The following is a 22,203-nucleotide window of genomic DNA, read 5'->3' as shown; positions in this document are numbered from 1 at the left end:
TCCGCCATGCTCACCGACCTAAGATCCGCATTGCGTCCCGCACTCGTGCTGACCGCCTCGTTCGCGCTGCTGCTTGGCCTTATTTATCCCGCGCTGATCACCGGCCTCGCGCAACTTGCGCTCCCGCATCAGGCCAATGGCAGCCTGATCCGCGAGGGCGACCGGGTGATCGGTTCCGAACTGCTCGGGCAGACGTTCACCGGCGACCGCTACTTCCACGGGCGTCCCTCGGCCGCTGGAGCCGAAGGCTATGACGCCGTTGCCTCTGCGGGTTCGAACCTCGGCCCGACGTCCAAGGCTTTGATCGACCGCGTCAAGGCCGACATCGACGCCAACCGCACTTCACCAGGACAATCGGTCCCCGCCGATCTGGTGACTGCCTCCGCTTCGGGGCTCGACCCCCATATCAGCCCCGAAGCGGCCTCGTCCCAAGTCGATCGCGTGGCCGCCGCGCGCGGACTGAAGCGGGGCACCGTCGAGTCGCTCGTCCACCACCACGTCGACACGCAGATCCTCGGCTTTCTCGGTGAGGATCGGGTGAACGTTCTCGCCTTGAACCGAGCGCTCGACCAGGCGGCGCCACAGCCTTAAATGGGGGAATGGCCCTGTCGACCAAAGTTCTCGTCATCGAGGATGACGTCCACATCCGCCGCCTGCTCCGCGCCGCGATCCAGCGCGCGGGGCATGCGGCAGTCGAGGCGGCGACCGCGCGTGAAGGACTGTCGCTGCTCGATATCGAAAAGCCCGACGCGGTGCTGCTCGACCTCGGCCTGCCCGACCGCGATGGAATCGAACTCATCCAGCCGATCAAGGCACGCTCGGCCGCACCGCTGCTCGTCGTCTCGGCGCGAGAAGATGTCGCGGAGAAGGTCGCCGCGCTCGACCTTGGCGCGGATGACTATCTGACTAAGCCGTTCGATACCGACGAACTGCTGGCGCGCATCCGCACCGCGCTGCGCCATCGGCTCGCGACCAGCGCCGACCGTGAATTGGTGGCAATTGGTGAGATCGAGATTGATCTTGTCCACCGCCGTGTTCGACGCGCTGGCGAGGAAGTTCATCTGTCGCCCAAAGAATACGAGCTGCTTTCCGAACTCGCGCGACGCCCCGACCGCGTGATTAGTCACACGCAATTGTTGCAGACGGTATGGGGGCCGGCGCATGCGAGGCGGGTCGATTATCTGCGGATCGTAGTGCGCAACCTTCGACAGAAGCTGGAAGCGAACCCCGCGCGACCAGAGTTGATCCAGAACGAACCGGGCGTCGGATACAGGCTGAAGACGGCCTCTCGCTAGTGACCGTTTTCGAGCTGATCAGCTTGGCTATTCAGTGACTGCAATTAGGGCGCGTTGCAGATATCCCCGAGTGTCCGTTCTACCATTCCCTTCGACCTGCCCGCCTAAGAAGGCCGCAGTCTAGCGTGCCCGAAACCGGCTTACCATTTCGAGGCAAGCTGATTCATGGCAAGCACAGAAGCCACGACCGCGACCCCGAAGCCACCCGCATCCCACACCGCAATCGTCGATGGTGACCACGTCAACAACGAGTGACGAGGTCACCAATGCACCTGTTCAAGATTATCGCCGCAGATGGCGCGACCCTCACGGTTTGCGCGGAAGACTATGACGCGGCCGCCGACGTGTTCGTCGCTTGGCACCTGGGCACGTATGGCACGCATCCCGGCGCGTTCGAGGTGCTCAAGCGCAACCGACGTTGGCAGGGGCTCAATCGGGCACATGTCGATGAAGTGCTGACGCAGGGTATTACCGGGGTCGCGACCTATGACCCGGCGCAGGGCTGGACGGTCACGCCGCTCGCCGTGCCGGAGGATTGAGCCCATGCATGTGCTCAACTTCTTCCGTGACGAGGACGACTATCAGGCTGCGATCTTCGCCGCCGACGAATGGCGCGCATCGGAGATCTGGAAGGCCATTGCCGAGCGCTTCTGGTTGATGCCCAAGGGATGGCTGGGATCCGAACTCGACGGCTGGCTGATGCATGGTCGCAAGTGGCATGAGCGCGAAGCATGCGAGCGGTGCGTCGAAGGCATCGGCGTCTACGGTGCGATCGACGGCTGGACGATTTTGCCGGTCGACTATGCCGCGATCGGGATCGCGCCGCCCCGTCGTGACGATCAATAGAATTCGAGCCGCCGGCCGGGCATGATCGAAAGAAAACGCTCAGTGTGATCGTTTTTGCAAGTCAGGAGAGATCCGCGAAACCCACGCATTTCGCCCGATTCCGGGCAGCGCAGATAAACATGTGCGGTTGCGATTCGACCGGGAGCCCTTCCCTTCATGAGGGGCTCCCGGTTGTAAAAAGTTGTATAAAAGTTGGTTGATTTCGCCCCTTAAAGCCGGGGATCGACCGGCTCTGTCTCCATCGCGAGCACGCCGAACACCGCCTGATGCACGCGCGTGAGCGGCGCATGCTCGACAAAGCGGTGCAGCGCCTCCAGCCCCAGCGCAAATTCACGCATGGCCATCGAGCGCTTGTGGCCGAGACCGCGCTTCTTGAGGCGCGCCAGATTCTCGGGCCGGTCATAGTCAGGGCCATAGATGATCCGAAGATACTCGCGGCCACGGCATTTGATCGCCGGCTGGAGCATTCCCTTTTGCCCGCGCGCGATAAAGTCGAGCGGCTTGACCACCATGCCTTCGCCGCCAGCCGCGGTCATCGCCTCCCACCAGGCGATGGCGTCAGCGACCTGACCTGCGTCGTCGAGGTCGATCCGACGATAGTCGGTCGCGACCAGCATCGCCGTGTCGGCGGCGGCCAGACGGTGCGCCATCGCCATGTGCCAGAGATGGTCGCGCGCATCATGCACCGCACCTTCGCTGGCGAGCAGGTGGAAGGGCGCCATGCGCAGGTCGTCGATCCCGGCAAAGGGTGCGACATAGCGGTTATAGGCCGCACGGTAGCGCACCGAATCGTCGAGGCGCGTTGCCGTTGCCGAGGCCAGCGCGTCGACCGCCACACCACGCGCCTGCGCCGCTGCAAGCGCCTGTGACGCCGCATCCAGCCCGGCGATCGCCGCCGACCCCACAGCCGCATATTGCCCGCGCACCAGCGATCCGGCCTTCATGCTCCACGGCATGATCTCGCTGTCCCATAGCACCCAGTCGGTGCCGAGCTCCTCCCACAGCCCCGATGCCTCCATCGCCGAATCGAGCCGGTGCATCGCAGCCGCCTCGATCGCCGCGTCGTTGAAGAAGCGGCGCCCGGTGCGGGTGACGATCACGCCACGCGACCCGTCATGGACGCCGAAGCGCTTCTCGGCGACGCCCTGGGTCCGCGCGAGCAGGATCAGCGCGCGCGACCCCATATGCTTCTCTTCTGCCACCAGCGTCTTCACGCCCTTCGACCCGTAATAGGCGAACGCCTCTTCAGGCCGCTCGAGCCAGCCGTCCATGGCGCTGGTTTCGGCCGGCGACATGGTGGGCGGCAGGTGGATCAGCCAGCGCGGATCGACCGCATAGCGGCTCATCACCTCGAGCGCCGCGGCAGCATTGTCCTCGCGCACCGTGACGAAGCCATAAAGCCGCGTCTCGATCACCTGCTTGCCCAGCACGTCTGCGATGTCGAGCTGGTGCTCACCAAGCCCGGTGTCCGCCGCCGGAGCCTCCAGCGGCCGTATCGGCTCATAATAGGTCTGCTCGGCCGGGACCGAGACCAGCTCCAGCTCGGGGTAGCGCAGCGCGGTTAGCTTCCCGCCGAACACGCAGCCCGTGTCGATACAGATCGTGCCGTTGACCCAGTTGGCGTCGAGCACCGGCGTGTGGCCGTAAACCACCTTCGCCTTGCCCTTATAGTCGGAAGCCCAGTCCCAGCGCACCGGAAGGCCGAACTCATCGATCTCGCCGGTGGTCTCGCCATACATGCAGAAGCTGCGCACCGCGCCCGATGCGCGGCCCTGCATCTCCTCCTTGAGACCCGCATGCGCAACGACCAGCTTGCCGCCGTCGAGGACATAGTGGCTGATTAGGCTGTCGAGCCATTGGCGCATCTCGGCCACGAACTCGGGCGGCTCCTGCGCCAGCTGCTCGATTGTCTCGCCAAGGCCATGGCTGACCTTTACGTTGCGACCGTCGAGGTGACGCTTGAGCTTGTCGTCATGGTTTCCGAGCACGATCAGACCAGTGCCGCTATCGACCATATGCTTGGCGATGCGGAGCACGTCGGGCGAGCGCGGGCCGCGATCGACGAGGTCGCCGACGAAGATCGCGCGGCGGCCCTCGGGCGGGGTCACGCTGACCTGCTTGCCGTCCCACGCGACCGTGTAGCCCAGATCGCCGAGCAACGTTTCGAGCTCGGTCGCGCAGCCATGGATGTCGCCGATGATGTCGAACGGCCCGGTGTCCTCGCGGCGATCAGTCCATAGCCGCGTGCGCGCGATCTCGACCGCATCGACCTCCTCGACCGACCGCAGCCGATGGACATAGCGGATGCCCTCACGGTTCATGCCGCCGATGCCGCGCTTGAGCGCCTGGGCATGGCGACGCACCGGGCCGTCACCGAACTGGCGATCGGGCCGCTCCTTGTTGCGCGCGACTGCCAGTTCGACCGGCAAGTCGAAAACGATCGCGACCGCCAGCGCATGCCATTTGCGCGCCAGCGCAATCAGTGTCTTGCGCGACTCAGGCTGGACGTTGGTCGCGTCCACCACGGTGAAGCGACGGCCCTTGAGCCGCTTTTCGACGACATAATGCAGCACGTCGAACGCATCGGTGGTCGCGCCCTGATCGGTCTCGTCATCGGCGACCCAACCGCGCATCCGATCCGACGAGATCACCTCGGTCGGCAGAAAATGCTTGGCGGCAAAGCTCGACTTGCCGGTGCCTGAGGCGCCGACCAGCAGCACGAGGGCAAATTCGGGAATCTCGATCTTCATGCCGCGGCCTTCGCTTCATCCATGCGCGTGAAAATGGCGACCTGGGTCGGGTGGCCATGGGTCGGGTTTTCGCTGCCGATCCCGTCGAACCGAACGGCATAGCCATGGGCGAGGCCCACGCTTTCCGCCCAGTGCCGGAACTCGGCGCGGGTCCATTCGAAGCGGTGGTCGGGGTGCCGCATCGCGTCAGGCTTCATGCCCTCGAACAGCGCGTTGTATTCGCGGTTCGGCGTGGTCACGATCACTGCGCCAGGCCGCGCATGGCCGAACACATTGGCTTCGAACGCGGGCAGCCGCTCGGCCTCCATATGCTCGATCACCTCGATTACAGCAGCAACGTCGAACCCCTTGAGCCGATCGTCGCGATAGACGAGCGAACCCTGAAGCAGTTCGATCCGCTGCCGCTTCATGTCGGGCATGTGATCAAGCTTCAGCCGATCGCCTGCGCCCGCAAGCACGCGCGGTGCCACCTCGACCCCAGTGATCTTGGCGAGCCCCGGCAGCTTGAGCAGTTCGCGCAGCAACCGCCCCTCGCCACACCCAAGGTCGATCACGCTCGCCGCGCCCAGCTCGCGGATCAGCGCGACCATACGCTCCATGCGTTGGTCGTTGAGCCGGATCGGCTTCTCGATCGCCTCCTCCGCCGAATCCCGCGCGGCATGTTCCTCGGGCTCCTCGGCCTCGACGCGCTCGTCGAGCTGCTGCCGCGCCTTGCGCACCAGTCCGCCAAAGCCGCGCAGGTAACGCCGCACGATCAGCTCGCGGTCGGGATGCGTCTCGAGCCAGCCCTCGCCCTTGCGCAGCAGCTTCTCGACCTCGGCCTCACCGACATAATAATGCTTGTTGTTGTCGAGCACCGGGATCAGCACGAACAGATGCGTCAGCAGCGCGGCCAGACGCACCTGCCCGCTCAGCTTCAGCGTGACATAAGGGCTGTTGCCCCAGTCGGGATGCGCGGGATCGAGCGGGATCGCTTCGACCTCGACCGTATAACCGAGCGGCGCAAACATGCGCTCCAGCAAATCCAGTCCACCGCGCGCAGGCAAGGGCGTGATCATCGCCTCGAGGGGGATCGCCTGGTCCGCCAGTTCCTGCCGCAGCTTCGATCGCCCGCCCATCGCAGTGTTGAGCAATCGCCCCAGTGCGACCGACAACAGCGACGACGCCGCATAGGGCCGATCGTTGACATATTGATCCTCGATGCTGCCCTTGCCACGCACTAGCTCGACCGCGTCCACGTCGAGCGTGATCGCCGCGGTGCACCGCGTCTCGGTCGCCTCGGGATAGAACAAAGTCGCCTTACCGAAGCTCAGCTCGACCTCATGCACATTGTCCGGGTGCTTCATCAGCAGAAAGCCGAGATCGGTCGCGGGCTGATGCGTCGTGGTGATCGTCAGAAGCATGGGTTGTTCCAGATACGAAAAAGCCCCGTCGAGGGCTCGGCGGGGCTGCGGTCATGGTCGGGTGGTGGGAAGTGGATCCGACTATGGCGCAGCGCAGGCGTGCGGGTAGGGATTGACCGCGCGCAGGTTCGATGCCGCGTGCATGGACACGCGGGCGAGAAGTTCATTGCGGGCGATCAAGAGCACCATGGGTGACTTCATCGCCGCGAAGTGCGCGACGGTCAACGACTTATCGGTGGTGCTTGGGTGGGAGTTGTCGCCGGATGAGCGCCGGGGCCGTTGGGATATGGCTGGGTTTCCATACTAGGAAGCGGGCGCGTTGGGAGGAGGAGGTCCTAGGGGAATTGCCGCGACCGCACCCGGATGGCGCCGATCAGGCGAAGTGTTTTGGATGAGTGCCATCCACTTCACCCGATGACTTCGATCCAGCCAGTCCAATTGTGCGTTGCTGGCGAATAATGTGATCTGCCGACCGCGCGCCGCCGAGCCGCGCTCTTCTCACTTCAAATCATCCAGAAATTCAGACCCAGGCGCGACACCCGCCAGCATCAGCCGATCGCGCGCGCGGGTGGCGGCAACATAGAGCAGGTGCCGCTCGGTATCCTGCACCGCCTCCAGGTCGGCGATGTCGCCCACACCTGCCAGCCGATCGGCGTCGGGCAGCACATCTTCGTCCAGCGCCATCACCGCGACGCCGCGGAACTCCAACCCCTTTGCGTCGTGCATGGTCAGCACCCGGAGATCGGCACCCGCTGCCTTTGCCGCAGCGCGTCCCCGGCCGAGTTGTCCTTGGCCCCGGACCAGCACTGCCAATTCGTCCGGTGCAAAGCCCTCCGCCAGGGCTGCGCGCAGCCATGCCGCGACGGCGTCGCACTCCGCAACCGTATCATCGACCAGCGCCAGCACCGGCTCAAGCCCGTCGAAAACGGATACAGTGCCGGTGCGCGTCTCGGTTACACCATCCTGATCGGTGATCTCGCGCCCCAGCAGGCGGTCCGCAGTCTGCCGGATCTGGTGCGAGGTGCGGTAACAGACCTTGAGCACGGTCGCGCGGCCACGCACATCGATCCCGAGTTTTGCCCACGAGAAAGGCAGGCGGAAGATGCGCTGGCCCAGATCGCCGGTGAAGAACAGCGCATCGGGTCCACCTGCGCGGCCGACCGCCGCCAGGAACCGCGCCTGCGCGACCGACAGGTCCTGCGCCTCATCGACCACGACATGGGTGAAGCGGATGTCCTTGCCTGCGGCCACCCGCTCCCCCAGCCGCGCATAGACGTCCGCCCATGTCGTCAGGCCCCGCTCGCCCAGCCGCTCGCGCACGTAGGCGAAGACTTCCCACGCACTCTCTCGCTGCTTCGGCCCGAGCCGCGTCTTGCGTCCCAGCCGCGGCACGGCAGCATAGCTCTGTGCGTCGGCAATGCCCCAGGCGTCGATCACTTCGTCCCATTCCTCTAACAGGAACGCCGCGTCATGCCCGGCGCCGCGCCCGTCCTTCATCGCCGCCTCGATCGCCGCGCGCACCTGTGAAGCTGTCGCAAGGCTGGGCTGGCCAAAGGCGGCCGCGTAAAGGTCATAGGCCGCCTGATCGAGCGCGCGGACGGTCAGGCGATCGCGCCGCTCCGGCACCGCCTCGGTCATCAGCATCGCCTTGTCGGCCAGCGCAGTGGCTAACGGCTTGGAGAAAGTGGTGAGCAGCACCCGCGCGCCCTCCGTCCCGGCCAGACGCACCGCGCGGTGCAGCGCCACGATTGTCTTCCCCGTGCCGGCCGAGCCCGACACGCGCGCCGGCCCCTGCCAGTCGCGCGTCACCGGCGCGCGCTGCGCCGGATGGAGGAACACCGCCCATTGCGCGAACGGCGCGTCGAGCGCAGCCTTGAGCTCCTCGATCCCCGCCACCGCGCGGAAGCGCCGCTGCGCATCGGGATGCGCGAAGGGATCGGCACCGGCCACCGCAGTGGCGGCGACATGATCCTCTATCCGTCCGCCAGTGGCGACATCGAGCAGCGCCTCGGCCGCCTCGTCGGGCAGCAGGTCGAACAGGCCATCGACGCTGGCCTCGTCGGCGTTACGCACCGCCTCCAGCCAGTCGCGTGGCACGCCAACATTCAGCAGAGCATCGTCGGACAGGGTTGCGAACGGACGGTGCGTTGCCGCCGGTTGGGGCGCGACCGCGCCGACGCTCTCGGTGTAAACGAGATGCTCTTCGGTCCGCTCGACGATCTGGACCAGTTGCATCGCGCCGGTCCGCTCATGCGGCACCAGCTTGCGCCGTTCTGCCCAGCGATAGGCGGCGTCGTGATGGTCGACATAAGCGAGCAGCGTGTGCGCACCATCCTTGTGCAGCACCAGGCGCAGGTCCTGACTGACCCGCGCGGTCCAGAATCCCGGCGACTTGTCGACGCGATGCAATTGCAGGCCATTTCCCGCCTCGTCCTGCGCCAGATCGAAGGCGGTGATCTTCACCTGCTTCTGCTCGGCCGAGGTCAGGCGACCGAGTGCCTTGGTGAATGTCGAGGCGTAGAGAAGGATCAAAGCTTCTTAAGCTTTACAGCTAGTTCGTTCAGGCCCGCTTCCACCGATTGCAGGCGCAAGACTATCTCTTCACTCTCTACCTCATCTACCTCCCACTGCTGAAATTGCTGAGCCTCTCCAAACTTTCCGCCTTGCCGGTTAAGCCGAGGCTCCGCGGCTGCTATCAATATTGCCTCAAGGTGATTGAGGACGTGATTTACCTGAGGCGTGACGGGCTCGGTTTGAACAAGCGCGAGCGACTTGCCAGCTTTTTGAACCGGATCGATCCCAAACCATGAAAATCTCTGCCACCTCTCTGCCAGATGGTCAGTCATGTGGTTATCTAGCCGATCATACAGACGTTTATTTCCATATCCGGCCTGACCAACATACAGCAATTGGTAATTGTCGTCATACAAAGCGTAGACGCCTCGCTGTTTTCTGAAATCGATCGGGCCAGCTCTCACACTGCGGTAACCTAGCAATTTGCCTTGATTGCCTTTGCCACGACTACCCCATTGAATGTGATCGGCATGCCAGAAAAGCCCGTAGTTCTGAAAAAGCACCCCTAAACCCCCACCACCTTCATCACCTCATCCCCCAAGTGATTGATCACCTTCACCGCCACCTTGCCACCGGCGGGCTTCGGGAACGGGCGCGACCGGGTGCGTTTCAGCGACTCCCACGCCTCGGCGTCGATCTCCGCCTTCAGCGTCGTCTTCAGCGCTTTGTAGGGGTCGTTCGCGCCGGGGAAGTAGGCGTGGCGGACGAAGAAGCTTTCGTAGTTGTAGTCGGTATCGACGAACCACACGGCGATGTCGTCGGCGTCACCGCTTTCGATCTGGCCGCCCTTATACATGTCGACCCCGGCGACCTCGATCGAGATGCACCCGTCATCCTCGTCATGCACCGCGATGTCGGGCTCGCCGAACACGGTGAACAGGTTGCCCGCGCCGGTGTTGGCCAGATCCGGCATGTGCAGGTCGGGGTTGATCCGCGCCTGTAGCACGGTCAGCGCGCCCATATTGGTGAACTCGCTGGCATGCGCGTCGAAGTTGAACGCGGCGGCGATCAGCAGGTCGAAGCCCGCCTCCATCGCCTCACGCGCGGCGGCGGTCAGGTCGGCGCGGGCGACGGTGCCATATTCCGGGCCGACCAGGATTGCCGCGCGCCGTTCCGGGCTGTCGGCCAGCGTGTCGCCTTCGCCCTCGCTCGCCTGCCTTACCACGCCGGCGGCACAGACGAATTTGCCCGGCCAGGGGGAGATGCTGGAAAAGACCAGCTTGTCGGCCTTGTGCGCCTGCTGCACGCCCGAGCGTTTGAGGTTGTCGAGCACCATCTGCGCGAAGTCGGCGGTTTCACTGACCGGCCCCGGCTGGCGGCGCCCCTCGGCCGCCTCCAGCTCGTCGAACAGGCTGTCGTCGGCGTCGACCGCGGGGACGCGGTGCGGCGACAGGCTTTCGACCGTGAACGGCCCGGCGACGCGGACGCGGCCCTTGTCCTCATAGGGCTGGTCATAGAGATATTCGGTGTCCGCCTTGGCCGCGATCGATGCGTCGATCTCGCGCTGGCGGGCAATGCGCGCCTCCCACCATTGACCATGCGCGGTCCGCGCGGATTCGGGCCAGTCGCCCTTCGCCTCGCGCGGGATCTCCCATTCCTCCCACGCCGTCCCCAGCGCGGCGTTCAGCGCCTCCCGCAGCGGCTCCAGCTTGGCCTGATAGCTTTCCCAGATCGTGTCGATCTTGGCATTGTTGGCGATGGATTTGAGCGTGATGTGCGGCACGCGCTTGTAGACAAAGCCCTGGCGCAGGCGGCCATAGGTGGGCGTGTCGGCGGGGACGGTGCGCATCACCTCGCCCTCCTTCATCTGCCCCTCGCGGCTGTCGGCGAGCAGATACCAGGGATAGCGCGCGCCCATAATCCGCGCGCGGGCGAGCGCCAGCGCTACCCGGCTGGTGTCGATCGTGATCCAGCGGCGACCCCATTGCTCGGCGACATAGGCGGTTGTGCCCGATCCGCAGGTGGGATCGAGGACGAGGTCGCCGGGGTCGGTGGTCATCAGGATGCAGCGGGCAGCGAAACCCGGATGTGTTTCGACAACATACCTCTTTTGACTAGCATCGAAGCCCCAACGAATGTCATCCCAAACATTCGTCATTTCGACAACCGGGTAGTCGTCCAAGCGTCTGATATATCGCAGCGAGTTTTCACGAGCGTAAAGCCGCGACGATTTTGCAAGCCTGTGAAGGCTAGCTACGCTGGTCTTCCAATATTGAGCCGACCCTGGTCGGAAGGTCCTTCCAAAAACCGTTATTGGATCACTACCCGGCGGTCGCTGAGACGTTGTTGCAGTTAGTGCTGCGGGAGTTCCTAAACGATCCGCATCCGTCTTACCCGACGACACCGAACCCGCTTCGTCAACAAAATATCGATAATCGGACGCGGCGCCAGCGTTCACCTTGTCTCGAAGTATCGCACGATACTTCACGCTGCTCTTGCTTTTGCAAAACCACAAAATGAAGTCGGTTACCCCCGAGAGCGTGTCAGATGTCGCGCCCGCCGTTTTAATAGCCGTTATCTGGCTGACAAAATTCTCGTCCCCAAACACTTCATCCATCAGTGCCCGAACGCGATGCACATTCTCATCGCCGATCTGCACGAACACGCTGCCGCTCTCGGTCAACAGGTCGCGCGCGACGGTCAGCCGGTCGCGGAGATAGGTGAGGTAACTGTGGATGCCGTCGGCCCAGGTGTCGCGGAACGCCTTCACCTGTTCGGGCTCGCGGCTGAAATGATCGGCCTTGCCGTCCTTCACGTCGCGGCTGGTGGTGCTCCACTGGAAATTGCTGTTGAATTTGATGCCATAGGGCGGGTCGATATAGATGCACTGCACCTGCCCCTTCAGCCCCTCGCGCTCGGCGAGGGAGGCCATGACCTTGAGACCATCGCCCAGGATCATCCGGTTCGACCAGTGCTGGTCATGGGCATAGAATTCGGTGCGCTGATCCGGTTCGATCCCGTTGAAATCGGCGAACAGATCGGGCGCGCTGTCCGGTTCCGCCTTGCGCGTGGTGGCGCGCTTCAGATCCTCGACCAGCGCCTTGGGGTGGATCTTCTCCTGAATATACAGCGGCGGCGCCTCGACGATCAGGTCGGACCAGTCGGCGACATCCTTGCCCCGCCACACCAGTTGCGGGTCCAGATCGGGGTTGCGCCGTTCATAGGCGGCACGGATCGGCGCCTTCACATCCGGCGGCACAAACGCCTCCAGCTCCGCCGTCGGCGCATTCCGCCGCGACGCCTCATCATGGGTGAGCGTGTCGACGGTAAGGGGCTTTTTGGCCATTAGCTGTTTTCCTGAAGATGTGCTTCTTGTGCGGCGGGCGCGGTTCCGATGGGCTTGGGCAGCCCGGATTGAAGACCGTCGATGTGCTCATAAAGGTCGTCATTGACCTGCTGCCACAGAGGGTCGAGGATGAATTGCAGCCCTTCCCGTCGAGCGAGCTTTGCGGCCGGCACGAAGTCACTGTCGCCAGCGATAAGCACAATGGTCTTTGCCAGCCGCTTGAGCGTGATGGATGCTATGTCAGCGCCGATGCGCATATCGACGCCCTTTTGTCGCAGATCGAGTGCAACATGGTGATTGTCGATTGCGGACCAGCGCGTTTGCAGATCGCGAAGCGTATCCACCTGCTCAGGCGTGAGGTTGATCGATCCGTCGGCGAGCGTGGCGTTCAGGTCGATCCCCGCCAAAGCGGCCTTGGTGCGAAACAGCTTTTGCATGCGATTGCCGGTTACTACCCATCCGCCCAGCCTGTTCACCTTGCCGAGCCGCAAAGCGACATTGCGCTGCTTGCGTAGCAGGTCGAACAGCTCGCGTTGAAAGATAGCGCGGTCGCTTTTGCCGAAGTCGATCTGCTGGTTGGTCAATGGGTGATGCGCCTGCCCCTCAAATGGAACCGCGTCATAGTAGAAAATCCGATAGACATGGCGGTGCCAGTTCGGACTGCTGTCGCCGGTCAAACGCTCCACATGCCGATGGCACATGAAGCGAATTGACCCCACCACCCTTTCAGGTGTGGCATGATGCTGTTCGCTGACCAATCGCGGAAGCCGCTTCGTTAGGAACCCGCCATCGATCAATATGGCAATTTCCCGGCTCATATCCGCGCCTCGCGGAGAGCCAGAAACAAAAAAGCCCCAGGGTTTTGGTAGCGCTCAGGATAGTCGAGCGAACCTACTCCCAAGGGGCGGATGTGAAGTCTATTTAGTTCGGAATATCCAAACATACAATGAACAATGTCAGTTATAACTGAAAATATTCCGGTCATGCCGATGCCCCCACCCCGTGCAGCCAGGCCGTCGCCTTGCCGGCAAACTCGCTCTCGATCGTCCACACATCGGTGAACTCGGCGAACGCCCAGCGGCCCATTGTGCCCAGCGCGTTGACGCCCGGCACCCAATAGGTCTGCATCGTTGCCGCCTTGTCCTTGGCGTCCTCGCCGCGATAGCCCTTGGTCTCGATCACCAGGTTCAGCGGATCGTCGGCACCGCGTCCGTCATCGACGCGGACGATGAAATCCGGGCGATAGCGCCGAACCTCGCCGCCGCAGCTATACGGCACCTCGAACCCCAGATTGTGGTTCTTGACCCAGGCCAGCACGCGCGGATGGCGATCGAGCACGCGGCACATCTCGCCCTCCCACCCGCTGTCCAGCACGGCGTGGCTGACATGACAGCGCGCGTCCGTCTCATAGACGTCCTTGCTGGTGTTGAAGCCGACATGGCGCGTGCTGCCCTCGCGATTATAGGGGTCGAGCATCGCGATCACGCGGCCGCTGTCGCCCTGCGCCCGCGTCACTGCCGCCATGATCCGGTCCGCAACCCAGTCGGCGACATGGTAATAGAGCAACTGCGCCGGCTGTGCCCCGCCCTTGACCACCAGATGCTCGGCCATCCAGCGGCGCACGATCGGCTTCATCTGAAGGATCAGGCCGGTGTTGGGCCGCTCGCCATCCTCGGTCATCCGCCGCCGCACGATCCATTCCGCCAGGCGGAGCTGGATCGACGCCATACGCATGTCGGTGAGGTGATCGAGCGTCAGGTTCGCTTCCTCGCCGATGATGCCAGCATTGACCGTGGTCGTCGCGCCGACGATCTCCGGTGTCAGCTCCAGCGTGCTGTCAGGTGTGAACTCCGCAGTGAGCCGCTCCTGCCCCAATTCGGTGCGATAGCCCTCGACGCGCGGAAAGCGGATTTCCGATGTGTCGCGGTCGGGGCTGATCGCGTGAACGCGCACCGTCTTGGGCGGCGGATTGATCGGCGCGTGCACTGGCTGCGCGGTGAAGTCGAACGGGATGCCGAGAACATCGGCATATTCGACCGCGAAATGCCCGTCGGCCTGAAGCTGATAGCTTTGCCGACGCAGCGCGCGGCCGATCACCTGTTCGCACAACAGCTGGGTGCCGAATGCGCGCACGCCAAGCACATGGGTGACGGTGTTAGCGTCCCACCCCTCGGTCAGCATCGAGACCGAGACGACGCAGCGGATATGCTCGCCCAGCGCGCCCTTGCGCCCGACGGTGTTCATCACCTCACGCAGGATCGTCGCATCGTCGACCTTCTCGGCCGCGGCGCGATCGCCGGTGCGCTGGATCAGCTCGTCCTTGAACCGGGCGATTTCGGGAGCGGCGGCCTCGCGGAACTCGGCGCTGATCGCCTCCCCGCTTTCCAGCTGCATGCTGTCGATCAGCAGTGTGCGCATCTTAGGCAGTGCGACGCCGTCGGGGTCGAAATTGCGGAACAGCTCGCACTTGCCCTTCATCGGCGTGATCGTGCCGCCCTCGTCCTCGATCTCGTAGCCCGCGATATAGTCGTGGACTAGCTTTGACGTGGCGGTGTTGTTGCACACCACGATGAACACTGGATCGACGCCGATATTCGCCTCGACCCACAGCTGTCGCGTCTTTTCATAATGGCCATACAGCGCATCGATCGCGGTCAGCAGCTCGTTGGGCAGCTTCTGCGGATCAAGGCCCTTGGCGCTAGCCCGCCCCTTTTTGGGCAGCTGCTTGCCGACATAGTCCCACAAATTGCGGAACATCGGCGTGTCGCCGCCGGGCAGATTGTCCATGATCGGCACGCGCGGCAGCTTGACGATGCCGCATTCGATCGCGTCCATCAGGCTGAAATCGCTCATCACCCAGCCGAACAGTGATCCCTCGCGATACCCCGATCCGCGCAGGAAAAAGGGCGTGGCCGAAAGGTCATAGACCATGCTGACGCCGAGCTCGCGCTTCACCGCTTCCAGGCCGCTGATCCAAAGCCGCGCAGCCTCATTCGCCTCCTTGGCGGCGGCCAAGTCGTCGCCCTTGAGCTCCTCGCCCGGAAGCGGCGGGCGCTCGCGGTAGCAGTGATGCGCCTCGTCGTTAAGCACGACGATGTTCTTCATGCCCATCAATTCGCCGGCAACACGGCGGATCATCGCGCCATCGCTTTCCGGGCGCGGCTTGGTGGCGAGCGCGGCCTGCTGAACCTTGTTGAGCGGAATCTCGTCCTTCTTCTTGAAGGCGTGATAGTTGGTGATGACGATCTTGGCGCGGCCTAGGTCACCGACCATGTCCTCCGGCACGATCTCGCGGCTCTTGTAATAGCTCTCGGGATCACTCGGCTGGAGCACGCGCAGACGGTCCTTGATCGTGATGCCCGGCGCAACGATCAGGAAGCCGCGGCTGAACCTCTTGGTGCCGGGGTGGCGCACCGCGTTCAGCGTCTGCCACGCGATCAGCATCGCCATGACGGTGGTCTTGCCCGCACCCGTCGCCAGCTTGAGCGCAAGGCGCAGCAGATCGGGGTTGGCGGCGGCGTTCGCGGCCTCAAGATGCGCCCAGAAGCGCCGGCCTTGCGCGGAAGATCGCGGCGCCACCTCGGTCAGCCAGATCACCGTCTCTACAGCCTCGACCTGGCAGAAGAACGGTCGTTGGTTCGCGAACTTGTGCGTGCGCCAGTGTCGGAGCAGCCGCGCGGTGGTCGGCGTGACCTGCCACTGGCTTTCGGGCAGAGCGCGCCAGCTCTCGACCGCAGAGCGGATTCCGTTGATCGTCTCGGTCGGATCATACACGTCGCCTGCCGCGTCCGCATAGAGATCCTCCATAGCCGCAGCCCTGCCGGTTTTCTTCTTCGGCTTCGGGATCGGCGTGGTCAGATCACTGCGCCGCCGTCCAGCCATGACGGTGCCAGTGGGCTGCCCGCTGCTATCCAGCGCCCAGTGCCGCGTCGGCGCGTCATAGGGCGAGTTGAGGATCGGGGACTGGAAGAATGCCTCGGCCAATGTGTTGCTCCATCACCCTAATGACTGGCGGCTTATTCCGCGCGCGATGCCACCTCGCGCATCGCGGCGTAGAGGTCAAAGGACCGGAAGGCGTCGCCCGTTGCTTCAACTCGCCCCTCATACTCGGATTGGGCTGCGATTGCGCGGTCACCGAAAAGCCGAGGTGCTTCCGTCGCACGGCGCACCACTTCGACCTCACCCAAAAATGTTTCGCCCCGCCAAATCTCATACAGCTTGCCCCTGATCGCTTCATGCGGCTGAAGATCGCCGATCGGTCGCAGTGCCCGCCCCCTCGGTTCACGCGGGCCGACCGCGTCACCGTCGACTGACACTTCGGGCGCAGGGACGGTCGCTGACGCAGCGACTGCGGACGGCTCGCCCGCGTTCAAGATGGCCGCAGTTGCGTCACGCTGCCGTGGTGCGACGATCTGTTCAGGCTGCACCTTCGAACCGAGCTCCCGCATAATACGTTCGCGGAGCTGGTCCAACCACGCCAACAGCTTCGCTGTCTCGCGCGCAGGGTCGGAGAACCAGTCGGTCGACCACACGCGATAGATGTTCCAGCCCAGGTTTTCGAGGATTGTCTGGCGAATATGGTCCCGGTCGCGGACGCTCAAACCCGAATGATAAGGTGCGCCGTCGCATTCAATGCCTGCGATGAAGCCGACCGGGCAATTGGCGTGCCGCACACCGAGATCGATGCGGAACTTCTCAACCCCGACCTGATACACAACGTCATAGCCGGCCCCGCGTAACGCATCGGCGACGAACAGTTCGAAATCGCTGTCCGTCTCGCCGCCAGACGCATCTTCATACTGTGCGCCGCCATGGGCATAGGTGAGATAGTTCTTGAATGCGATGACGCCCTTGGACGACTTCTCGGTCACTTTGACGTCATCGGGGCGCAGCGACGTGATCAGGCGGCAGGACATTTTGGCGCGGGTCACCAGCACGTTCAGCCGTCGCCAGCCCACCTCGCGGTTCATCAGGCCGAAATTTTGCCGCACGGCACCGTTCTTGTCGGGACCATAGACGGTCGAGATCAGGATGATGTCGCGCTCGTCGCCCTGGACGTTCTCGAGATTTTTGATGAAGAACTCGTCGATCGTGCCAGCAAAAACCTCGACATATTTGCGCACCCGCTCCTCTTCCACGACCAGCCGGTCGAACTCGTTTTGAAGCAGCTCGGTCTGTTTGGCATTCATCGCGACGATCCCGATCGACCGTTCGGGATGAGTCTGCATTAGCCCGAAAGCCTGTTCGATCACCAACTCCGCTTCACGCTGGTTGATTGACGATTGATAGACGGTGTCGGGGTAATAAGCCGGGGTATAAAAACACTTGACCCCGAGCAGGGCGTCATCGTTCGCCATCGGACTGGGGAACACGACCAGATCGCGATGATAGAATTCGCGGTTCGAGAACTGGATGAGGCTTTCATGCTGGGAGCGATAGTGCCACTTGAGACGCGGCTTCGTTCGGAACCGCTGGTTCGCCAGATCGAGGATGGATTCGGTCCCCTCGTCGACACCCACCCCGTCGCCATCGTCATCGCCATCATCGTTATTGGCGACTTGGAAATGGTCACTGGGAGGCAGCTGATTGGCGTCACCCACGACAACGAACTGGTCAGCGCGCATGATGCAACTCACCGAAAATTCCGGTCGCATCTGCGAGGCTTCGTCGATGATTAGGAGGTCGAAGTCGAGTGAACCGGGGCGGATAAACTGCGCGATGGACGTGGGTGACATCATCCATACGGGCTTGAGCACCTGGAGCGCCTGGCCGGCCCGATGCACCACATCGCGGAGCGGCGTTCTGGGGCGAGTGAGCCCAACCTCACTTTCCAGCAGGCGCAGCTCGGTAAAGTCTGCCTTTCTGCCATAGCCCACGCCGATCGGCGGCTGGTCGACAAGGCGCCGGGCAACGATTTCCGCAGCCTCGAGCTTGTGAAGCTCCTTATCGACCTTTTTGAACGCCTGTCGTGCGGCGTCGAGCGAGAGACTACCGAGGCGCCCCAGCTCTTGCCCATCGCCCCCGAGATACGCGCGCAGGAGCGCGGCAATCGCGGTTAGTTCGTAGAGATCGTCGATCTGTTGGGCAGGCACGTCGTTTGAAGCGGCCGCCTCCGCAAATGGCGCAAGGTTGCGCGCGGTGACGGCAGCCCGGTATTTGAGGAGGTCTGCGGCCAGACCGATGCCGTCGCGGTCGGTCCCTAGCGCGTTGAGCAGCGCTGCGGCAGCCGGCCAATCCAACTCATCGCAGAGGTCTGCCGTATCGAGCTCGGATTCGTCCCATAGCTGGTCCGACGCCGCATCCCAGCGCGCGACCGCCCGGTGCAGGTCAGCCGCGCAAGCACACACTGCCCCAAGCAAGGCGACGGGCGTAGCGGTCGCTTTGACCAACGCTGCCATGTCCACAGGACCGCCGACAGCACGTAGCGCGTCAAGCTCGGCCAAGCTAATTCGCAGATTATCCAGCGGGAATGTCACATCCCCCACCCGGCGGAACATCGGCTGTTCGCGCAGCGCGTTGAAGCGCTCCTTTTCCTCATGAAGGTTCAGCACAGCGTCGGCGATCGTCCCGCCCACCTCGCGGCGATAATGGACCGCATCCCCCATTCCCATCGCGCTGCTGGCGTCGACAATGTTCCGCATGTTCGATGCCGCGTCCGAACAGCGGTTAGCCAGATCGCAAAGCGCTACATCGGAAAAACCAGCATCGGCCATTTCGGCAAGCAAGCCGGCAAGTCGATCGCAACCGGCGGAAAGCGTCTTTCGCTCCGTTGCATCCGCGGCCAACCAGCTTTGCAGCGCCCCCGTCTCGTCCAGCGTCGCAAGCTGGGCCGCCGCTGCCATGACGAGCTCCCGCGCCGCGGTAAGCGAGCGGAAATCGCTATCAAGTCCGTCCCAGAGCAAAGTAGGGAACAGGGCTCGTGCCTTGCATTCATTGTTGAATTGCCGTCGCGCCCGAAGGTGGCTGGCAGCTCGCCGCAAATCGTCTGCCACTCGCGCACGGTCCGACGTGTCCCTGCACAGCCGACCGGCGCGCCGCCACGCGGCTTTATAGCTCCCGCCGAACAGTCGCGCCAACGCTCCGGTGGATTCGATGACGTCGGCAAGTGCGTCGAGTTCGACCGGATCAGTGGTGAGCGCATCACCCTGCATCGCGGCCACCACCACTTCGCGCTCTGCGAGCAGCGCCGCGGCCTCGCCTGCGCCGGCGGCGATCACGCTATCTGACGCAGGATCAATAAGGCTGCCCGACAGCAGCGCGCTGATCGCGGGACTGGCCTGGCCAAGCTGCGCCAGAGTGAGGGCGACCATCTGTGCCTTGCCCGAAGAGGTGCCCATGGCGGCTGAAAGCTTAACTGCCAGACGATCCAGGTCGCGCACGGCGCCAGCCAGCGACGCACCAAGCCGCTCATACTGCGCAAACGCTGCTCGCGCGTCACCGGGGGTTTCCGGGCAGCGATCGACCCGCAGCGCGTCGGCCAGAGCTTGCGCAGTCGCCACGGAAACGGTTTCCGGTTGCTCTAGGTTGTTCGCGATTGCCGACCGCTGCTTCTGCCACGCATCCTGCGCCGCCAGGATTTCCCCGCACGCCTCACCGTGGTGAAGCGCCGCCCCAACAATCAGTTCGTCCGCACAGGTGAACAAAGTGAGCGCGGATAGCTGCGCGCTCACCTCGGATATCTCAGCATCGTCGGGCGGGGGCAGGACGACCCCAATCTCGGCGAGCCGGCCAGCAACCCCGGCAACGGCGCCAGCAGCCTCGCCCGTCGCTGCTGCTGCGGCAAGCGCGCTGCTCTGGTCGAACGGATCGAGCCTGCCTGCTAGCGTCCAGCGCGTAGCCGCGCCGGCATTGCCGGTTTGCGTCGCGAGAAGCGCCTTGCCGAACTGCGCGAGGATTTCGCGATTTTCCTGGAGCGTAGCGGGTTCGAGTTCGGCCACACCGGTGGAGTTCCAGCGTGTCTCAACCGCCCTGACCTGATCACGGTTGAACTGTTTGCGCAGGCGGATTTCTCGCCAGGCCAAGGCATGTGCCGTAAGACCCGTTTTTCCTAACGATGTGCGGACAAGCGAGAGGTAGCGCCGAAGCACATCACGGTGTCGACGAAGCTCGGTCCGCTTGTCTTCCAGCGCGCGAACGTCGAGCCGCGACGCTGCACCTATGCGCTCGCGCACACCTGCATACACGTCGGCGCGGCTTGCCTTATCGCCGTGCAACTCAAGGAGAAGCGGACCGAAACCGGCAGCCCTGAGCCTGTCAGAGACGACGCGCAGCGCGGCCTGTTTTTCAGCGACGAACAGCACGCGCTTGCCTTGGGACAGTGCGGTAGCGATCATATTGGTGATGGTCTGGGATTTACCGGTTCCGGGCGGCCCCTCGATCGCCATGTCGCGACCGGCGGCCATGTCCATGATCGCCTTGTGCTGCGACGCGTCGGCGTCAGTGATGAGCGCCGGAACGCGCGCCGCGTGGGCCGGATCGTCGATATCGATGATGGTGTCGTCACCCTCGACACCGGCGATCTCTGCCGCCCCGAGAAGTCCGGGCAGGAGGCGGTGGGTGGCAAAAGCCCCGTCGTCCCATTTTTCCGGATCGAGATCGCGCCACAGTATCATCGGCGGCAGAACCGAGAGCGTGATGAAGGGTCGCAGCGTGAGTCGCCGCCCCTGCTCAAGCACCGCCTTCACGCGAATAAAATAGGATTCGGGCGTTTCATTCTCACGCAGCGCGGGGAGCTGAAGGTTCCAATGCTCGCGCGCCTTTTCGATCAGCGCGACGTTCACCTCGAGTCCGCCCTCCCAGTGGCTAAGCCGATAGTCCCGCTTTGCCCTGCCGTCGTCCTTGGCCAGCTTGACCGGCAGGAGCAGCAGTGGCGCGTGTGAGGCGACATCGGATTCCTCGTCCTCAAACCATTGGACGAAGCCGAAGGCGAGATGCAGGGTATGATGACCGGTTTCACGCAAGTGGCTGGTCGCCCGGTCATCGATCGACTTCAGACGTCGGTCGAGTTCCTTTCGGGTCAGCAGCACGCGGATCCGGTCGTCTTCCTGATGCGCGGCAACATCGCCCTCGTCGCTCATCCTCAGGTCGTAGGAAGGATCGAAGCCATGCGCGCGGGCCAGGGCGACAACGTCGAGGCCCTTTCCAAAGTCCAGTTTCGGCAGTCCCAGCTGTTGGCGGACCCGGGCACGCAGGCCGCGCTCCGCGTCCTGCCACGCCCGCACATCGCCCTCGGCATCGCCAAGCTGTTCGGTCGCCGCCAGAAACTCTGCATCGGTCAGTCGGGCCCGTTCATAGGCCAGCCCGAACGTCGGCGTTCGTTCGTCCGCAGGCGTCTGCTCCTCACCGGGAAGGGGCTCAAACCCGACGCTGCCTGCGCTCAGCTGCGCAAAAAGCAGATCCGGCCTTTCGTCGACGAACCGCAACTGGCTGGCACTGCGCGACGTATGCTTGAACGCGATCAGCGGCGACCGGCGCGACAGATCGATCAATCTGGCACGCAGCTTGGCGACCGCCTGCTCGGTCCATTGCCGCATCTGCGGATGGTGCGGCGTGGTTGGTGCAGTGTCTGCAATCTTGGGCTGGGTCGGCGTCGGCTCCGCTTGCTTGAGCGCCGCAATCCGCTGCGCGATACCGTCCATCAGGCGCCGCGCGCCGTCGGTGTTGCGATGGGCCAGTTCACGACGCACCAGATCAAGTTCGGCCGCATCGCCGAAATTGCGGGTGACCATATCCGTGAGATCTTCGAGTGACTTGTTGAACAACGGGCGTTTCACCGAATCTGACCCTTTGAATGGCGTATCGTTTGAAGCGGTATTTTAGCGATCGCGTGCGCATTGCGCGTCGCAGTTCAGCGGGCCACACGTGGCCCAACCGTGGTTATTCGACGTCCTGGTTCCGCCCGCGGCCGCTCCCATGTGTCGATGGGCACCAGAAAGCCTCGATGTTCATCGCCCCCTCCTCCGGTGATTGTCTCACATCGCTGCGCGCCATCAACTGGACTTGGAAGGCAAAACCCTTTGCGAAGCAAGCAGTTTGCGCGATCCCAAGCA

At 63.6% G+C, this 22,203-nt stretch carries 12 protein-coding genes; 4 read left to right on the top strand and 8 right to left on the bottom strand.

Annotation, left to right across the window (positions count from 1 at the left end; genetic code table 11):
* Positions 1–6: 6 nt before the first annotated feature.
* From kdpC to ABS767_RS05975, 4 genes are all read left to right on the top strand, one after another.
* Complete coding sequence (kdpC, locus tag ABS767_RS05990) at positions 7–591, top strand: potassium-transporting ATPase subunit KdpC (protein WP_408077444.1); 585 nt, start codon at positions 7–9, stop codon at positions 589–591.
* 8 nt (positions 592–599) lie between these two features.
* A complete protein-coding gene (locus ABS767_RS05985) occupies positions 600–1,295 on the top strand; it encodes a response regulator (protein ID WP_408077443.1) in 696 nt (231 codons plus the stop codon).
* A 266-nt stretch (positions 1,296–1,561) separates the two neighbouring features.
* On the top strand, positions 1,562–1,834 hold the full coding sequence (locus ABS767_RS05980) for a hypothetical protein (RefSeq protein ID WP_408077442.1): 273 nt from the start codon (positions 1,562–1,564) through the stop codon (positions 1,832–1,834).
* A 4-nt stretch (positions 1,835–1,838) separates the two neighbouring features.
* On the top strand, positions 1,839–2,141 hold the full coding sequence (locus ABS767_RS05975) for a hypothetical protein (protein WP_408077441.1): 303 nt from the start codon (positions 1,839–1,841) through the stop codon (positions 2,139–2,141).
* 209 nt (positions 2,142–2,350) lie between these two features.
* On the opposite strand, the gene ABS767_RS05970 is transcribed toward ABS767_RS05975, so the two are convergent.
* The 8 genes from ABS767_RS05970 to ABS767_RS05935 form a co-directional block, all read right to left on the bottom strand.
* The gene (locus ABS767_RS05970) at positions 2,351–4,891 is read right to left on the bottom strand and encodes a polynucleotide kinase-phosphatase (protein WP_408077440.1); all 2,541 of its coding nucleotides are present in this window, start codon (positions 4,889–4,891) and stop codon (positions 2,351–2,353) included.
* Positions 4,888–6,294 carry a 3' terminal RNA ribose 2'-O-methyltransferase Hen1 gene (locus tag ABS767_RS05965; protein WP_408077439.1) on the bottom strand — a complete coding sequence of 469 codons (1,407 nt, stop codon included), beginning with the start codon at positions 6,292–6,294 and terminating at the stop codon, positions 4,888–4,890. The genes ABS767_RS05970 and ABS767_RS05965 overlap by 4 nt, the downstream gene beginning before the upstream one ends.
* 498 nt (positions 6,295–6,792) lie before the next feature.
* On the bottom strand, positions 6,793–8,826 hold the full coding sequence (locus tag ABS767_RS05960) for a 3'-5' exonuclease (RefSeq protein ID WP_408077438.1): 2,034 nt from the start codon (positions 8,824–8,826) through the stop codon (positions 6,793–6,795).
* Positions 8,823–9,371, bottom strand: a complete 549-nt coding sequence (locus ABS767_RS05955) for a GIY-YIG nuclease family protein (RefSeq protein ID WP_408077437.1) — start codon at positions 9,369–9,371, stop codon at positions 8,823–8,825. The genes ABS767_RS05960 and ABS767_RS05955 overlap by 4 nt, the downstream gene beginning before the upstream one ends.
* A 2-nt stretch (positions 9,372–9,373) precedes the next feature.
* Positions 9,374–12,154 (bottom strand): site-specific DNA-methyltransferase, encoded by a 2,781-nt coding sequence (locus ABS767_RS05950; RefSeq protein ID WP_408077436.1) that lies wholly within the window; start codon positions 12,152–12,154, stop codon positions 9,374–9,376.
* Positions 12,154–12,972: an NYN domain-containing protein gene (locus ABS767_RS05945; protein ID WP_408077435.1), complete on the bottom strand. Its 819-nt coding sequence runs from the start codon at positions 12,970–12,972 to the stop codon at positions 12,154–12,156. Before ABS767_RS05945 ends, ABS767_RS05950 begins: the two co-directional genes overlap by 1 nt.
* A 163-nt stretch (positions 12,973–13,135) precedes the next feature.
* Positions 13,136–16,138, bottom strand: coding sequence for a BPTD_3080 family restriction endonuclease (locus ABS767_RS05940; protein ID WP_408077434.1), 3,003 nt, complete (start codon positions 16,136–16,138; stop codon positions 13,136–13,138).
* A gap of 32 nt (positions 16,139–16,170) precedes the next feature.
* Entirely contained in the window at positions 16,171–21,927 is a 5,757-nt protein-coding gene (locus ABS767_RS05935) for a DUF4011 domain-containing protein (RefSeq protein WP_408077433.1), read from the bottom strand.
* Positions 21,928–22,203: the final 276 nt, after the last annotated feature.

Source organism: Sphingomonas plantiphila (assembly GCF_046000505.1).
GTDB lineage: Bacteria > Pseudomonadota > Alphaproteobacteria > Sphingomonadales > Sphingomonadaceae > Sphingomonas > Sphingomonas plantiphila.
This window is presented reverse-complemented; position numbering and strand designations above follow the sequence as displayed.

Excerpts from the sequence above, each read along its gene's own strand:
- kdpC (WP_408077444.1), top strand. The coding sequence starts at position 7 with ATGCTCACCGACCTAAGATCCGCATTGCGTCCCGCACTCGTGCTGACC.
- ABS767_RS05985 (WP_408077443.1), top strand. The coding sequence starts at position 600 with ATGGCCCTGTCGACCAAAGTTCTCGTCATCGAGGATGACGTCCACATC.
- ABS767_RS05980 (WP_408077442.1), top strand. The coding sequence starts at position 1,562 with ATGCACCTGTTCAAGATTATCGCCGCAGATGGCGCGACCCTCACGGTT.
- ABS767_RS05975 (WP_408077441.1), top strand. The coding sequence starts at position 1,839 with ATGCATGTGCTCAACTTCTTCCGTGACGAGGACGACTATCAGGCTGCG.
- ABS767_RS05970 (WP_408077440.1), bottom strand. The coding sequence starts at position 4,891 with ATGAAGATCGAGATTCCCGAATTTGCCCTCGTGCTGCTGGTCGGCGCC.
- ABS767_RS05965 (WP_408077439.1), bottom strand. The coding sequence starts at position 6,294 with ATGCTTCTGACGATCACCACGACGCATCAGCCCGCGACCGATCTCGGC.
- ABS767_RS05950 (WP_408077436.1), bottom strand. The coding sequence starts at position 12,154 with ATGGCCAAAAAGCCCCTTACCGTCGACACGCTCACCCATGATGAGGCG.
- ABS767_RS05945 (WP_408077435.1), bottom strand. The coding sequence starts at position 12,972 with ATGAGCCGGGAAATTGCCATATTGATCGATGGCGGGTTCCTAACGAAG.